This window comes from Sphingobacterium lumbrici (genome assembly GCF_006476045.1).
Taxonomy (GTDB): Bacteria; Bacteroidota; Bacteroidia; order Sphingobacteriales; family Sphingobacteriaceae; genus Sphingobacterium; species Sphingobacterium lumbrici.
In genome coordinates, this window is the sequence record NZ_SRZY01000028.1 from 29,452 (window position 1) to 46,393 (window position 16,942).

Annotated in this window: 11 protein-coding genes; 5 read left to right on the top strand and 6 right to left on the bottom strand. The window is 39.8% G+C overall.

All coding sequences use genetic code 11. The features are described from left to right. Window positions 1–11 precede the first annotated feature (11 nt). From E4F24_RS09780 to E4F24_RS09805, 6 genes are all read right to left on the bottom strand, one after another. Window positions 12–1,133, bottom strand: coding sequence for a TlpA family protein disulfide reductase (locus E4F24_RS09780; protein ID WP_140938521.1), 1,122 nt, complete (start codon window positions 1,131–1,133; stop codon window positions 12–14). 8 nt (window positions 1,134–1,141) lie between these two features. After that, complete coding sequence (locus E4F24_RS09785; RefSeq protein ID WP_140938522.1) at window positions 1,142–2,434, bottom strand: hypothetical protein; 1,293 nt, start codon at window positions 2,432–2,434, stop codon at window positions 1,142–1,144. Window positions 2,435–2,451: 17 nt separating this feature from the next. After that, window positions 2,452–3,936: a RagB/SusD family nutrient uptake outer membrane protein gene (locus tag E4F24_RS09790; protein ID WP_140938523.1), complete on the bottom strand. Its 1,485-nt coding sequence runs from the start codon at window positions 3,934–3,936 to the stop codon at window positions 2,452–2,454. 5 nt (window positions 3,937–3,941) lie between these two features. Continuing rightward, entirely contained in the window at window positions 3,942–7,475 is a 3,534-nt protein-coding gene (locus E4F24_RS09795) for a SusC/RagA family TonB-linked outer membrane protein (protein WP_140938524.1), read from the bottom strand. A gap of 43 nt (window positions 7,476–7,518) precedes the next feature. Beyond that, window positions 7,519–8,553, bottom strand: a complete 1,035-nt coding sequence (locus E4F24_RS09800) for a FecR family protein (RefSeq protein ID WP_181182429.1) — start codon at window positions 8,551–8,553, stop codon at window positions 7,519–7,521. Window positions 8,554–8,870: 317 nt separating this feature from the next. Next, on the bottom strand, window positions 8,871–9,449 hold the full coding sequence (locus E4F24_RS09805; RefSeq protein ID WP_140938526.1) for an RNA polymerase sigma factor: 579 nt from the start codon (window positions 9,447–9,449) through the stop codon (window positions 8,871–8,873). Between the two features lie 390 nt (window positions 9,450–9,839). On the opposite strand from E4F24_RS09805, the gene E4F24_RS09810 reads away from it, so the two are divergent. The 5 genes from E4F24_RS09810 to E4F24_RS09830 all read left to right on the top strand — a co-directional run bounded on the left by E4F24_RS09810 (window position 9,840) and on the right by E4F24_RS09830 (window position 16,935). Continuing rightward, window positions 9,840–12,869 (top strand): tetratricopeptide repeat protein, encoded by a 3,030-nt coding sequence (locus E4F24_RS09810; RefSeq protein WP_235891196.1) that lies wholly within the window; start codon window positions 9,840–9,842, stop codon window positions 12,867–12,869. 79 nt (window positions 12,870–12,948) lie between these two features. After that, window positions 12,949–14,673 (top strand): TonB-dependent receptor, encoded by a 1,725-nt coding sequence (locus tag E4F24_RS09815; RefSeq protein WP_140938527.1) that lies wholly within the window; start codon window positions 12,949–12,951, stop codon window positions 14,671–14,673. 41 nt (window positions 14,674–14,714) lie between these two features. Next, window positions 14,715–15,782, top strand: coding sequence for an HU domain-containing protein (locus E4F24_RS09820; RefSeq protein ID WP_140938528.1), 1,068 nt, complete (start codon window positions 14,715–14,717; stop codon window positions 15,780–15,782). 42 nt (window positions 15,783–15,824) lie between these two features. Beyond that, the gene (locus E4F24_RS09825) at window positions 15,825–16,526 is read left to right on the top strand and encodes a MotA/TolQ/ExbB proton channel family protein (protein ID WP_140938529.1); all 702 of its coding nucleotides are present in this window, start codon (window positions 15,825–15,827) and stop codon (window positions 16,524–16,526) included. Between the two features lies 1 nt (window position 16,527). Then, window positions 16,528–16,935: an ExbD/TolR family protein gene (locus E4F24_RS09830; protein WP_136901624.1), complete on the top strand. Its 408-nt coding sequence runs from the start codon at window positions 16,528–16,530 to the stop codon at window positions 16,933–16,935. Window positions 16,936–16,942 lie beyond the last annotated feature (7 nt).

The window sequence follows — 16,942 nt, forward strand, 5'->3', positions numbered from 1 at the left end:
TATTATCTATATTAAAATTTAACCTTAAATATCTCTTCTAGTTTCTCTTCCATTGCTCCTCCTCCTTTTGGATCAAAACCAATCTCTTTCATAATGATCTTGCCATCAGGATCGATCAGATACGATGTAGGTACCGCACTGATATTAAAAAACTCGTAGGCGACTTTACAGTCATCATATAGCTGTGGCCAGGGGTTTGCTTCTTCGCCTACCGCCTTTAACCACGCCTGTTTATTCTGATCTATCGAAATATTGACGATCTCAAAGTCCTTTCCGTTTAATTTGCTGTACACCTCTCTGATACGCGGAAACGATGCACGGCAGGGTGAGCACCAGGATGCCCAAAAGTCCAATAATACATATTTTCCCTTGTATTGATCAAAAGACTGTGTTTTACCATGTTGATCGGGCAATTGGAAGTTCTTAACGGATGCTCCGATATAAGCATTTTTTAAGCCTTGGATTTTGGCGTACAGGGTTTTTCCTGCATCTGTGGCTTTCGCTTTATCGGATAGACGGTTGTAATACTCCTCCGCTCTTGCGGTAGGCAAGCTAGCCAACGTATTCAACACCAGCATCGGGGCAACTAACTTACTGCCGTCAAAGTATTTGTTCAGCACGGCATCATATCCCTTGCTTAATAGACCGTCTTGATAGGTAGAAGCGGCTTCAAATTGTGCATTCCCGCGCTTGAGTGCTTCTTCTCCAAATTTTGCAACTGCTTCTTTCCGTGCTTCTACGAAGGCTTTAGGTCTTTCCGCATTGTAGTTAAAATAGGTAACTGCCGAAGGCATACCCGCTACCGTAGCTGAAGATAACCCTTTAACCATATCAAAAGTAACATCTATTGTGCCCGATTGATCGTAAAACAACACTAAGGGGGAGTACATCCGTCTTTTTTTTTGATCATACTCAATAGAAATAGCACGTGAGCCCACGACAGCCTCATTGACATTGATTTCAAATTTCCCGTTGTTAATCTCTGCAGAATCTTTGGCTGTCTGACTATAGAAATAAACCTTATTGTACCCTTCGGTATCACCGGTTACCGTGCCGACCACTTTTACTTTTAGTTGGCCCATTACCATTTGGCTGCAGATCAATGCAAGCCCGGTGTATAGTACTTTTCTCATATTATCTTTTATTGTAATGACCAAGCTTTACGTACAGGAGATCTTTCCATCACCAGTCTGATGCGGTCTACCTGTCCCTGGGTCAAACTATTTCTCAACGATGCATAACGGATATCGTCCATCGCATTATTGGCTAAAAACTTTTCTCCGTCAATACCTACTTTTAAAAGACCTCCGATCACATTTGCCGTTTGAGTCGTACCTGTCAAGTATTTTCTTGTATCTGTGACATAGTCATTAACACTAGTTCCCGTAGAATTCGTTGAATATAAACCATAATATCTTGCAAAATAAGAAGCTATCTCGATCTTACGGCTCGGATCCGGGAAGAATACACTACGATGAATACCCAGACCGTAGTTTGTATAAAAATCGGTTGTAGGAACCTCCGTCTCTGAAGTAACAATCTTATCAATACCTGCTATGGCAGTTTGTCCTACCGGGACAATTTGATAAGCTGCCCGGTGCTCCCCTATGCTATTATTGGGCGAGCTAGGAATCACGTAAATATTCAAAAACCTACTTTTATCCCATTGATACGCTACTGTTGCATTTATTCTATTGGTAAAATGAGTCAGGTTATAGGGTAGCGTTGCCGCAGTTGCTGCCGAGGAGTTTTTCCAGGTCATGTCATAGATAATCTTGTTATATCCCGGAATCGCCAATGTTGCTCCTGATACATTTTTTGTAGCTAACCTAAATTCAATATTTGCAGAACCTCCATTCGGATCTTTCCCTACTTTGTTGCTGAAGATTGTATTGGCATAGCTGACCGCATCATTCAGTTGTTTCGGTGTCACTTCCTGATAAGTCAAGGGGTCATACAACTGATCTGTCGGACTTAGTTCCAACACATGAAACACCACGTCTACATAACGCTTAGCCCCTACGTCTTTCGGTTGACGGATAGCAACTTCCTTTACTTCCGATTTTATATTACCAATCTGCGCATAACAGGATATGCTTGTCTTTGACACATCAGTAGTACTATATTCCATACCTGAGATACGCTGTTCATCCACGTATATCTGCACAGCAGACTCAGGCAATGCCCGGTAATCCATAAACATACTGGTATCTTTGAGCTGTCCTGCAGCATCTTTGATCTGTATTGTTCGATATGTCTCCAATACAAATTGTAAAGAAGCCTTTCCATCAGCAATTAAAGTAGGACTACCCGTAGAGAAATAAAGGGAGCTTACATCTTCTGCCTGCGGCTGATAGATCGCATAATCAAATCCTTCTTTCTCACAGCCTTGCAGCCCAATTAACAAAGCAAGTATATATAATATTCTTTTCATCACTTTCTTTTTTAAAGTTAAAAAACAATTGTTGTCCATCCTTGATTAGGCACCATGTTAGGATTCTCCTGTAATTCTGCTAGTGGAATTGGCAATGCATAGTGGTAATCCCCTGGTTCTACCTTAATCGTATAACCGGTATTGAAGAATTGTAGATTTCGCTCGATGTTACCGATTCTATAGCGCTTTAAATCTAACCATCTTTTGTCTGTATCACAGAAAAACTCTTTGCGGCGCTCATTGATAATCTCTTCCAGCAAGGCTGTCCCTGTAAGTCCGGACTTTTCGACTGCCCCTCTAAACCCTTTGAATTTATTAAGTGTAGTCAATGCCAATCCCGGCTCATTATTACGATAATAGCTTTCTGCCAAGATTAGATAGGCCTCTTCTGGTGTAAACAAGTGTATACGCACATATTTCTGTCCATTAGCCATACCATCAGGCCAGCTGCTTGACATCACCGTGCCATTGAAATAGGCTGCTTTACGAAGATCATTGGCATCAAAAAGATTAAAGAAATCCGCGGATACTTCGAGATTATTTGGAGAATAACCTATATAATCTAAATTAGAGCCAAAAATCGGTGCCACCGTACCGAACGATATACTCTGCATATAAACGGCCGGATATTCCGTATTTAAGTTTCGCTGTACATTCTGAAACTCCAAATGGGTTTTTGGAATATAATTATCTGTGCCTTCTATTGCTGCTAAAGCATACTTTTGTGCTTCAACATAATCACTACTTTGCTTAGCGGATGACTCTGCTTTGAACCAATAGACCTGTGCCAGCAAATTCTGAATATAACGATTGTTAAAAAAGTGGTTAAACCCTTGATTTGGACCTACTTCATTGAAGAAGGCAAGTGCCTGTTTCAGATCAGCAGTCAGCACACTATAAATCTCGGAAGACTGCTTACGTTTCATTTCCATACCGACCTCTTCAGTTCCGGTATGTAAAAACAAAGGTATGCCCAGATCTTCCTGATCCATAGGTGCAAAGTATTGTTGCAGCTTAAAGATAAAGTAGGCTCTGTGCACGAGCATTTCTCCTTTTACTCTTTTTAACTCCTCTTCATCGGCACCTTTCAATTGATCACATTGATCGATTAAAGCATTAAAGAAACCGATTGCTGCATAATAGTTGTTCCAAATGTAATCCGTAGTCTCTACATCGTTAAACAACAATTTGTTGGCATAGAACTTCTCCTGTGCATGTATATTCATTGAATTGATATACTGTCCCATGTTCGCTTCAAAATCAAAATTATCAGCATAGGCTTCAAACATCATATTCTGCGCTTCTGTTACGATAGGGCTTGGACCAACGATTGGCCTGGTATTGGATCGTGCAAATGCATCCAAATATCCGGCTAAAGCCGATTTCACATCATTCAGCGAATTTACAGCACGCTGATTTTTTGGAGGGAGATCTAAGAAATCCGTACAACTGTTCATAAACAGTCCTCCAATTAATATATAGAATAAAAATAACTTCTTCATGTCAATTAAAATCCAATGTTTAAGGAAAATGTATAACTAGGTGTTGTTGGATAACCAAAAGCCATCTGTGTCTCAGGATCTATCCCCGAATATGGAGTTATCGTAAACAAATTGTTTGCAAATACCCCTACTTGCAATTGCTTAACAAGCTTCTTAAATAGAGCAGGATTTGCTCTCCAATTTAAACCAAGTTCTGTACACTTGATGTATGCACCAGACTCAATATCTCTGTCTGTAAGATAGAATGTGTAGTTTGAAGTGCTCTGTGCGTAAAAAGGTATGTCTGTAACATCTCCATGCTGCCTCCAATGGTACTGTTGGTTTTTCAATCGATTGGTGCGACTTGCCGTTATATCATCTGTCTGACCGCTCGGTCCTTCGCGGCGATCCTGAAACCCTTTGATCATATTACCGTCAGCAAAAACAAAATTGCTCGATAAGGTGAAGTTTTTATAACGGACACGGGTATTGAACCCACCATAAGTTTTGGGATCTTGCTGACCGAGGTAGTAGGTGCGATATTTTGTCTGTAGATCAGCAGAAGTAATTTTTGATAAGTCGATGACTTCATCACCTACAATATTACCTACAGGGTCTACTTTCTGCGCAAAGACCATTAGATGGCCATTTGTCGGGTCGATATGACTATATTTATAACCAAACCAAGAACGAACCGCATAGTTTTCTACATTCTGCGGACTTAGTGAAGAAATGTTCGGAGTCTTTTTATAATAGACTTTATCGAGATTGTTGTTTACAGTGGTCAGGTTAGCGCCAATCTCCCAGAGCCAATCGGTATTTTTCACTGCTTCTACACGTACCGAAAGCTCCCAGCCTTTGTTAGATAGGATACCCGCATTTACCACGGACGAGGTCCGTCCAATCGATGCCGGCAGGCTTACATTATCCAATAGATCCGAAACTTTATTATCGTAGTAATTGGCCTCAATATTTAGTCGGCTATTTAAAACAGATAATTGTGCACCATAGTTGATATCCCGCTTGTTTTCCCACTTCAGCACAGGATTACCGTAATTAAATGCAGATGCTTTTACGATGTCATCATACACCAATGCGCTTAGGGTGTACGTATGGAAAGGGTACACTGTTCTGTTTATACTGCCGGTATATCCGTAGCCATAAGAAAACACCAATCTGTTCAGCCAGGTCGCATTCTCTTTTACAAACTGCTCCTCATGTGCATTCCATTTTGCACCGGCGGACCATAGTGGCGTAAACTGATTTTTGGAACCAATGATATCTACCCCATCCGAGCGGAAATTGGCATTCAATACATAACGGTTATCATAAGAATATGCAAAGGAGCTGATAAAAGATACGGACCGATCTTTCTCATAGTAGGTGCCTCCCAATTGGGTAAAATCTAACCTTTTATAGGTAGATGCAGGAATATCATCCCATGATGGGTATCCGGCCATACGGTACTCTTGCAAATAAATGGGGTTATAGTGAAAGAATCTGTTATTAGTCCTTTCTGAAACCTCATTGGCCACGAATGCCTGTACAAAATGCTTCTGTACAAAAGTCTTATTATATTCTACGGTATTGCGAACGGTATAATCAATGGTTTTACCGGAGTTTTCTTCTAAAAAGCCATAGTTAAACTTTTCCAATGTTCCCGAACCCGCGGTTACAGCCTTATTCAACCAGTTGTTATTATATGAGCGGAATGTGCCTTGACGTGCTTCATCCATAGTCTGTACATTGGTGTAATTCAACACACCGGTACCCCGATATTGGAAACCATCCAAAAACTTCCATTCCACGCCAAACTGACTACGGATATTGCCATAGTCTGTGGTCAGGGTGTTTTCCCGCAATTCGCGAACCATATTAAAGGTCTGATAATTTAAAAATGACCTTTCACCGATATTGGTACTTAAACTTCTATAGGTTTCATCCCAGGCATACGATCCATCGGTATTATATGGTCTTTCGTATGGGTTTGCAAACATCGCGTAACGGAATGGGTCGAGTGCAGATTGCCCCTCTTTATTTTTTTTGATGGTAGACAATAAACTAAAGTCGATCAGTAATTTATCACTGAAGTTACGTGTCAACTTAATATTCATTCCCCCCTGCTTGAACTTATTTTCCATCAAGGTTCCGTTGGCATCCTGATAGTTAACAGATGCATTATATTGTAGTTTGGTGCTACCACCTGACATAGCCACATTATGTGTTTGTTGATAAGCGGGGTTATACAACACATCGATCCAGTCCGTATTGATATTGCTCAGATTTGCAATCTGGGCTTCGGCCTCTTGAGCTGTAAGAGCACCGTTGTCTACTTGCATCAGCAGTTGATTAATCCGACCACCATATACGGGGTGAAAATCTTGATACAGCTGTCTTTCAAATGCAATCTTTTCTTGAGAATCCATGAAATTAAACCCATTTTTTGGACGCATTGTCAAACCGTGTTTCGTGGTGTAATTGATATAATCTTTACCTGCCTCGCCACGCTTGGTCGTGATGACAATTACCCCATTGGCTGCACGTGCTCCAAAGATAGAAGCTGCTGTTGCATCACGAAGGATATCAATACTGGCAATATCTTCAGGAGGGATATTGCCGATACCATTCGTCAAGAGATTATTGATATTCGAACTGCTCTTGTTCGTTCCTGCGATCTCTCCATTTTGCAATGGCATACCATCCAAAATAATTAAGGGCTCTGCGCTTCCTGTCAGCGTATTACTTCCGCGGATAATAATAGACCCTGTTTCACCAGGTCTGCCAGAGTTCGAACGAACATACACACCGGTCAATTTTCCTCTTAAGGCTTTGTCTATAGTGGTTATTCCGGCACTTTCCAAATCTTCACCCTTGATGGAGGATACATTACCTACGAGTTTGTTACGCTCACGCTTTTGAAGTCCCGTAGAAATAATAACATCTTCGATTTCTTGCGCATTTATACGTAGTGCTACCATGACCATTTTTTGAGCACCGACTTGTACCTCTGCAGGGTGATAACCAATACTGTTTGCTATAAGGGCTTGTGTCGGTGCAATACGTTGCATTTTGAAATTTCCGTCCATATCTGTAGAAGTCCCGATTTTTGTCCCCTTTATCAAAAGAGTAGCTCCTACAATTGGTTGGCCTTGTTCATCGACAACCTTTCCCCGAATGGTATCTTTTTGAGCGGCCTGTAGGCTAGCTGCAGGTATAGAAGAGACGGTGGCACCGTCTGCTTTCAACTTTACCAAAATTTGCTGCCCCGAAATCTTAAACTCCAATTTCGTTTGCTTTTCCAAAAGTTGGATCACATGCTCAATAGAGCAGTCATTGCAGTCAATAGAAAGTGCAGGTGTATTGGCAATCGCCTTGTCGTACAAAAATACGTACTCGCTCTGCTTTTCAATCTGATTAAAAATAACGGTTAGAGATTTTTGCTTGGCTACAATATTGATTTGCGCCAAAGCTATCTTAAACTGAAAAAAAGAAAGAAGCAACAGGATCGTCTGTAGTGGATATGCTCTCATGCGCCTGTACTTCATGAAAAAATGTTTCATAATGATTTGAGGTTTAAAAAAATATAATTGACTGATTGTTAGTTTAATTTTGCTTTTCGACCTGTATTTCAATATCAAAGAAGCGCAGCATATCCGCTACTTCTTTCATCGAATCTGTCCGTTTGATTCGTCCTGATATTTTCTTTGTCGTATCTTGTTGCTTTATGCCGATTGAAACCGGATACCATCGTTCCAGTTCTCTGACAATGGTCTCGGCTCCTGCATCTTCGAAATAAAAATCGCCATCTTTCCAGGCAATAACAGCTTCGGGATTGCTCAATGTTTGGACAAGGGATTTGTTTTGATGCGCTATGTGTACAAATTGCTCAGCTGGTTTTAGTATCACGGGTTTATTATTTTGATCCTGCCCACTTACCTCAACGGATCCGGCTAATAATGTTACCGATTTTATGTCCTCTTCTTTATATCTCCGCATATTAAAATGAGTTCCAAGCACCTTTACTTGTTGTCCGTCAGCCTTTACGATAAATGGCGACTTTTGATCGTGTGCTACTTCAAAATAGACCTCACCATCTATTGATACTTCACGTTCGATACCCATAAAACGAGCGGGGAATATAATTTTAGACGAAGCATTAAGCCATACCGCTGTCCCATCCGACAGAATAATATGCAATTGCTTTCCTCTTCCTGTTTCGATAATCTGCTGCTCTTCCAGAAGATCTTTTTGTTCAAATTTTCTAAAATCAAGAGCCTGATTTTCATTGGATAGATACGCAATATTACTATCCAATCCATTCTTGTCGTCTAATAAAATAGTATCTCCGTTAGACAATACCAATTTAGAAACAGATCCCACATCAGCAAATACTTCTTGTAGATCCTTCTCGCCCAAAAACCGATGATCCGTCGCGTTTTGATACATCCATATAGATGCTAACAAAAATAACGTTATGACCGCAGCAACGGCTACCCATCTGTTTTTATAAATAGGTACTACCTTTGTCTCGACAATACTGTCAAGGCTATTGTCTCCATCCTGCCGGGCCTTGTTAACAATACCACGCCAGATTTCGTTCTTTTTTTCGCCTTTTCGTTTATTGGATAGCAATCGCATAATCATATTTTTGATTTCTACATATATAGTCTCCCTTTTTTTAAAAACATACTATATGAAAATGAAAAAATAAATTTTTGTTTCGGCTGAGATATTACCGAAGAACTTTTAGCTACGTTGAGCTTCACTTTGTTCTGGTTTGGCAATAGCCAAGAGATGTATTAATCTTAGTGTCACAAAGGAGTCAAGCGTCGAATTTATCTTCGATGAGCTCCATTTAGTGATAGTTTTGGTTCTTTTTGACTTTCAGACAGAGGGGGTGGTCAGGATCTGCGTAAGCTAAAACTATGGAATAGAACCTTTCTGTCGCGTTAACTTTAAAACTTAATGAAAAATAAAAACAGTAACCAGGTTGCTTTATCTCCAAATCGTGCCTTGAAGCGTTTTAACGCCGATGAAATCTGGTTACGTACCGTCTGTACGGAAATACCTAATTTGTCTGCAATCTGTTGGGCAGAAAGATTTTCAAATCGACTTAGCATAAATACTTCTCGCATTTTATCAGGCATAGCTTCAAGTTCTTTTTTTACCAATTGATTCTCCGCAGTGAAGTCATCTTGTTCACCTTCTTGAAAGCTATGATCCCAATATTCCTCTTGTTTATCAAGAGGAACAAAAATAGGAAGCCTATCTCTCTTCGCATAAAAATCATAGATCTTATGTCGTACCATGGATACAAGATAACCCTCTATATTATTTTTTACATGCCAGTATCCTCTATTCTTCCAAATAATATAAAACACATCTTGTGTAATATCCGAGGCATCCTCTTCCCGGGGCAATTTCTGAAGAGCTATGCGGTACACTTTTTTCCAATACGTATCGAATAGCTTCTTAAAAGCTATGGGATCAGCATCGTTGATCGCCTGTATCATCTCAAGATCTTCTTTTTTCACAATGCTATTCGTTGATTTCTAATCAGAAAAGATGGTTATTAAATTCAGACGTCAAGTATAAGAAAAAACAAGGGGAAAGGAAAAAAATGTTTAAGTTAAGATTGACGCTAAAATAAAAACTGTTGAAGAAATAAATCAACAGCGATTTTTCAAAGACTATATAATATATGGTAAATACCATGCACAGAATACAATTTCTGTTAAATCTTCGTTAAATAGTATGGTTATTAACAGATGTTAACAACTTTTAAGGAAAACTTGTTTTTGAACGATTATTTTCGTATTATGAAGCTAAGTCTATTGCTGAAGCTTATTTATGTTTTGATGAAGGAAGATTTAGTAGTAAGTTTTTTAAAGAATTTTATAATACATAATAGATTACACACCACTATGTACAACAAAATTTACGGTTTAGGTGTCGCCTTAAGTTTATTATCAACTCCTATTTTTGCGCAGCAAACGGCATGGCAAGATATTAACAAGGCATATAAATCCGGGATAGAATTATTTGAAAGAGGGAAGTATAGCTCAGCTGCTAAGCAGTTTAGCCAAGTTGATGCGTTACGTACCAAATCTACGCTCCAATTGGATGAAACAGAGGAATTGACATTAATCAAAGAAAATGTTCGTTTTTATCAAGCTATATGTGCATTGGAGTTGGATGAATCTGATGCTGAGGCACAGTTTTTAAAATATATCAGGGATTTCCCCGCTAGTGCTAATGCTAAAGCGGCTTATTTCCAAATAGGACGTTCGTATTATGCAAAGAAAGATTATCCAAAGGCAATCGAATGGTTTTTGAAAATAGACTCTAAAAATCTTGCAGGTGCAGAGAATACAGAGTATCGGTTTAAGTTGGCGTATGCACAATTTATGACAGATGAGTACACTGCAGCTAAACCGGCCTTTGAAAGGTTAAAAGATGAAAAAAGCCAGTATCAGGAAGCATCCATCTACTACTATGCTTACCTATCTTATTTGGATGCAGAATATAAGACGGCATTAAACGAGTTTGAACGGCTGAATGGATCTAAAACTTATGAAACAAGTTATCCGTACTATATCACTGCGCTTTACTTTTTGGACAAGCGTTACGATGATGTGCTGAGTTATGCGTTACCGATCTTGCAGACTACGAAGCAGGAAAACGAAACAGAAATGTTCCGTATTATCGGAGCAACTTATTTTATAAAAGGTGATTTGAAACAATCAAAAGCCTACTACGATAAGTTTCAAGCACAAGATCAGGGAAAAACGCAAAATAACCAGGATAGCTATCAGATCGGATATATTGCGTATAAATTAGGTGATTATGAAAAAACTATCACTGAATTAGAGAAAATGAATGAACCTGATGCGTACTATCAATCAGCAATGATTACATTGGGTGACGCATTTTTGAAAACGGATAATAAGCAGAGTGCACGTAATGCTTTTTTTAGAGCGTCGAAACTGGAATTTGATCCTCAGTTGAAAGAGGAAGGATTGTTTAATTATGCCAAGCTTTCTTATGAATTGGATTTTCATCAGGTTGCGCTAGATGCGACACAGGAATATTTGGAGACCTATCCCAGATCTGTACGTACCGAAGAGGCCAAAACGTTGCTGGCGGAGGTACTCTTGAGTACAAAAAGTTACCGTGCAGCGGTAGATGTATTGGAGTCTATCGACCGGACGACCAGAGAATCTAAGGCAGCCTATCAAAAGGTGACGTATTATCGTGGATTGGAGTATTACAATGAGCGTGCTTTTGAAAATGGAATTTCAATGTTCATGCGGTCAGAAGCAAATCGTTATGATGAGGAAATTTATGCTTTATCAACCTATTGGAAGGCAGAGGCGATGTATGAAGTCCGTAAGTATCGTGAAGCAGTAGCTAATTTCAATAAATTCCTGCAACTACCTGTTGCCAGGAACACGGACGTGTACAGCTACGCCAATTATGCACTTGCATACGCGGCTTTCCGGAATGATAATTATACAACTGCAGCCAATTATTTCGAACGTTTTCTGTCAACCGGTGGGAAAGATGGTATTGAGTTAAATACACGCAATGATGCCATTGCACGTTTGGCCGACTCTTATTTCGGAGCTAAAAATTATGGTAAAGCCATGACGTATTACGATCGTTTGATCAGTTCAAATGCACAAAGCCAGGATTATGCGTTGTTTCAACGGGGAATCATTCAGGGGCTACAGGGAAATAATCAAGAAAAAATTGCGACATTGAATTCGGTCATAGCGAAATATCCGAACTCCAATTATGCCGATGATGTGGCTTTTGAAGTTCCATATACCTATTTCTTGATGGGACAACATGACCAGGCTATTGCCGGGCTCCAATCCATGGTCGAGAAATATCCGCGCAGCTCTTACGTTCCACGTGCGCTGGTAACCATCGGCCTGGTACAGTATAATCAGGACAACAACGATGCTGCTTTGGCAACTTTCCAACGTGTCGTAAACCAATACGCGACCACGGATGAGGCAAAACAGGCTATCCGCTCTATTGAAAACATCTATTTGGACAATAATGATGCTACCGGTTATATCCGATATGCAACGAGTACCAATATCGGCGATTTAAGCAAGGCAGAGCAGGATGCACACACATTCGGTATAGCACGTAATTTATTTGATAGAGGAAGTTGGCAAGGCGCTGTTGAAGCTATAAATGCTTATTTTGACAAGTTTCCTAAACCTATCCAAGAAAAATATGCACGATTTATCCGCGCAGAAAGCTATGCAGCTCTAGGTAAGGACAAAGAGGCGCTCCACGATTATAATATTATTATGAACGACTGGACAAGTGCATATACGGAACGGACATTAGTCAGCGTATCTAAATTGCATTTGCGTAATAAGGCATATAATGAAGCGGTGCAGGTGTTGAAGAAACTGGAGTTAACATCGGAATACAAAGAGAATTATGGCTTTGCAATCCAAAATCTATTGGTGAGTTATTTCAATATTGGCGATTATATTGAGACGCTAAATTATGCTAATCTGGTTAGAAATTACGAAAAATCTTCTCAAGAAGATATTGGTTTAGCACATCTATATGCAGCAAAGGCCTATTTAGCGACCAATAAATCTGTAGAGGCGACTAAGGAGCTGAATCTGGCGGCATTGAAGAGTAAAACGGCTACAGGTGCTGAGGCGCGATATTTAGTCGCCGAGCAACAATTGAAAGCGAAGCAGTTTGACAAAGCTATTGAATCTGCTTTTGATATTTCGAACACATTCTCTTCTTACGATTATTGGGTTGGTAGAGGGTTTATCTTGATGTCGGATGCGTACAAAGGGAAAGGCGACAACTTTCAGGCAAAAGCAACTTTAGAGAGTGTCATTGAGAACTACGAAAATCAAGAAGATGGTGTAATCAGGGATGCAAAAGATCGCTTAGGAAAACTTAAATAACAAGAAATAGGAAATAATGATGAAACCGAGTCCGATACCGTCTGGTGAGTTTTCATCAGCCATAAAGAAAAATAGTTAGATGAAATTGCATAAAACAAGGTTTAAGAATTATGCTATAGTAGCGTTGTTAGTAGGTTTTGGTTCACAGGGATTAGCGCAAGAGAATCCGGACAAACCGGTTACTATAGATTCTTTTAATGTCGTTCGTGATTATAAGCCTATTCTTGCCGATGCGGTCAAGATCCGTCGTAGTCCGGATATGACCAATAAGCGCAGCTATATGCCAAAATTGTCATACGGCAATGTAGTGGATAAAAAATTGGATATCAATACGGGTCTGAAGCAATTGGATGTGCAGGAAATGCCATTCACGCGAATAGAAGATATCACGAGCAATTATGTGAAATTAGGGATCGGTAACTTAGGTACGATACTTGGCGAAGCTTACATCGCAGTCGAAGACTATGAAGATATTCGTTTTGGAGGCTTTGTAAAACACCTCAATCAAAAAGGAAGTTTGGAAGATCAAAAGTTTTCGAGGCAGGAAGTAGGTGTCTTCGGTAGAAGAGTACTTCCGGCGTTTACCGTGGATGGATTGATTGGTTACAATAGATATGGCACACGCTTTTACGGTATACCGGAAGCAGTGAGTGGGGAATCGTTAAACCGTGAACGTGAGGCACAGCGTTTCAATGACATCTATTTTACAGGCGAATTAACCAGTAATTTCGATCCGCTGAATGAAGATGCACTCTCGTATTCAGCCAAAGTAGATGCATATACGTACAAGGATAAGTTTGATGCGAATGAAAACTCCGTAGCGCTCTCTGCTTATCTGAATAAACGCGTGCGGGCCTTTAATATAGGTGCTAATGTAGCTGTAGATGTCAATTCTATTGGTGGAACGGCCAACATGGTAAACGATGGCAAGATTAATAATTCATTAGCAAATATTAATCCATACATCAGCTTCAAGGGGGATAACTATGCAATTACACTAGGCGCCAATTTAGTTTCTGAGTTTGGAGATAGTAGCAGATTTAACATTTTTCCTTCTGCTGAAGTTGATTTTTCTTTGGTACCTACTTATATTCATTTATTCGGTGGGATCAATGGAGGAGTACAACGTGCTTCTTATAAATCATTTACCCAACAAAATCCTTACCTAGCTCCTCAACAAGATTTTAGAAATGTCGTGGAACGCCTTAGTTTCTTTGGAGGGATCAAAGGAAATGCAGGTGCTACCTTTGGATATAAGGCTAAAGTAATGTACAAGACTTTGGAAGGGCTGCCTTTATTTGTGAATAACCTGAATAACCCTTTTCAGTTTGATTTGATTTATGATGGCAATGAAGACAATACTGTCAAATACATTGGCTTGGAAGGAGAAATTAATATTAGGCTTTCAGAATTGATTAACCTAGGCGGAAAGCTGAACATTGATCAATATACTACAGCTACTGAAGAGGAAGCATGGTTTACACCAAAGATGCGTCTGGCGGCTAATGCACGGTTTAACATATCAGAGAAATTGTATATTGATGCAGAGGCTTTATTCCATGGGATATCGTATGCAAAATCCTACGATTACGATGGTCCGGGTTTTGTGCCTGATCCAGGTTCATACCGTAAAGAAAGTATTCCTGCATTTTTTGACTTGAGTGCAGGTGCAGAGTATAAAGCAACGAAGAATTTAGGTGTGTTTGTAAAAGCAAATAATATCTTCAATAATGAATACCAGCGTTACTTATATTATCCTAAACTGGGATTTGGAATGATCGGTGGACTTAATTTTTCGTTTTAACGAAATAAGGTTATAAATTTGCAGGTCAAAAGCAATAGTAAATGAATTTAGGTAAACTTATACATACATTATTAAAGCGTCAGACAGAAGTATATGTCAAAGGCTTGGGGGTATTCAAAAGGATACATACCCCGGCGACCTATGATGCAAAAAAAAATGTATTCCTGCCACCTATTACATTTATTGAGTTTGACTCGAGATCTGTTGACGGTTATGACTTTGTGTCGTACTTACAGCAGATGAAACAAAATGACCGTCTGGATGCCGAACAAGAGGTAGAGGTGGCTGTACGTACCATTGTTGAGCAACTAAACCAAAAAGGCCAGGCTAAACTGGATGATTTAGGGTATTTAGTAAGTTACGGCGATAGTTACGTATTCAAGGCGATTGACTTGAGCGGATTCAATTATGAATCCATGGAGGATAAATTTTATTCACCGGCTGTAGAAGAGCCCGAACCAATTATTGAAGAGCTTTCGCATGATGAGATTGTAATTGCCAATCCACCTGTTGAGGATCCTATAGTTGTACAGGGGGGAAATGAAGTTAGCGAGGAGGAAATTCTTCCAATTGAAGCTACCCCGACCGAACCAGAGATAGAAGATGAAGTTCAACGTTCCAACAACGCGATGTGGTATGGTTTGGTGGCTATCGTGGCACTGGTACTAATAGGTGGACTTTATTATTACAATATATTGAATTGGGGAGAGGAAAAGAAAACTGTTACCGTTGTTATCCCGGACAGGTTCGACACCTTGAGTGCTACGACTTCGGTAGATACGAATACAATACTATTGAATCAGGATACGTCGACATCAGTAGACACAACGGTGACGGAGATCCCCGCTGAGGTGAATGAAGTACCAACGGTGAAACATCAGTATCAAATTGTGATTGGCTCGCATCGTACCTTAGCGCAAGCTTATGAGCAGGCAGAAGCTTTTCATAAAGATGGGCATAAAAGTGTGAAAGTAGTATCTCCTAATCTTGCCCATAACCGTAAGAAAGTAGTTTGGGATACTTACGCAACGAAAAAGGAAATGGATTCAGCATTGCACTATGTGCAAAAGCATATTATTGCAGATGCCTGGCCTGATAAAATTAAATAGAATAGAAAATAAAAACCATTACAATAAATATTATAGATTACTATGTCATTATTACAAGACAATCTAACACTGGACACTTTGAACCAAGTTCAACAACAGTCTGTACAATTAGCTACACAAGAAGAAAATCTGAACTTGATTCAATTATTGATGAAGGGCGGGTGGATCATGATCCCTATTTTGTTACTCTTCTTTCTCGGATTGGTAATCTTTATTGAGCGATATATTACGATTAGGAATGCTTCAAGATTGGATGGTGGATTGATGGCGCAGGTAAAAAGCAATGTGTTGTCGGGTAAACTGGATGCTGCTATCGCAGTGTGTCGCTCGAGTAATTCAGCGTTAGCACGTATGTTGCAAAAAGGTTTAACACGTGTCGGACGCCCCATCAAAGATATTGAAGGTGCTATTGAAAACGTTGGTAAATTAGAGGTATCCAAACTGGAGAAGAATATTAATATTTTGGGCATTATTGCCGGTATTGCACCGATGTTGGGTTTCGTAGGAACGATCTTTGGCGTTATCCAAATTTTCCGTGAGGTTGAAATTGCCGGAGGTATCGATATCGGTACGGTATCTGGTGGGTTATATGTGAAGATGATCGCTTCAGCCTCCGGGTTGACGATAGGTATCTTAGCATATATCGGGTACCATATTTTGAATATGATGGTAGAGCGTCTGATCTTACGTATGGAAACAGAGGCTGTGGAGTTTATTGATTTATTAGACGAGCCAGGATCATAATATGAATATACGAAATAGACGAAATAGACCTGTTGCTGAGGTACATACAGCAGCATTGAATGACATCATGTTTTTTTTGATGTTATTCTTTCTGTTGGCGTCGGCGGTTGCCAACCCACAGGTCGTAAAGTTATTATTACCACGATCAAGCGCGGGAGAGCAGTCTGTAGCGAAAAAAACGGTTACGGTTTCTGTAACAAGTGATCTGGTGTATCATGTGGATAAGCAGGTGGTACCCTATGAGGCATTGGAGCAAGTATTACAATCCCAGATGAATACAGGAGAAGAAGTAACTATCATGTTGTATGCGGATAGTACCGTGCCGATTCAAAATGTGATCTCGGTAATGGATGTTGCGAATAGATTGAAAATAAAACTGGTGCTGGCGACAGAGCCTAAAAGAGATTAATAAATAA

Excerpts from the sequence above, each read along its gene's own strand:
- E4F24_RS09780 (WP_140938521.1), bottom strand. The coding sequence starts at position 1,133 with ATGAGAAAAGTACTATACACCGGGCTTGCATTGATCTGCAGCCAAATG.
- E4F24_RS09785 (WP_140938522.1), bottom strand. The coding sequence starts at position 2,434 with ATGAAAAGAATATTATATATACTTGCTTTGTTAATTGGGCTGCAAGGC.
- E4F24_RS09790 (WP_140938523.1), bottom strand. The coding sequence starts at position 3,936 with ATGAAGAAGTTATTTTTATTCTATATATTAATTGGAGGACTGTTTATG.
- E4F24_RS09795 (WP_140938524.1), bottom strand. The coding sequence starts at position 7,475 with ATGAAACATTTTTTCATGAAGTACAGGCGCATGAGAGCATATCCACTA.
- E4F24_RS09800 (WP_181182429.1), bottom strand. The coding sequence starts at position 8,553 with ATGCGATTGCTATCCAATAAACGAAAAGGCGAAAAAAAGAACGAAATC.
- E4F24_RS09810 (WP_235891196.1), top strand. The coding sequence starts at position 9,840 with ATGTACAACAAAATTTACGGTTTAGGTGTCGCCTTAAGTTTATTATCA.
- E4F24_RS09815 (WP_140938527.1), top strand. The coding sequence starts at position 12,949 with ATGAAATTGCATAAAACAAGGTTTAAGAATTATGCTATAGTAGCGTTG.
- E4F24_RS09820 (WP_140938528.1), top strand. The coding sequence starts at position 14,715 with ATGAATTTAGGTAAACTTATACATACATTATTAAAGCGTCAGACAGAA.
- E4F24_RS09825 (WP_140938529.1), top strand. The coding sequence starts at position 15,825 with ATGTCATTATTACAAGACAATCTAACACTGGACACTTTGAACCAAGTT.
- E4F24_RS09830 (WP_136901624.1), top strand. The coding sequence starts at position 16,528 with ATGAATATACGAAATAGACGAAATAGACCTGTTGCTGAGGTACATACA.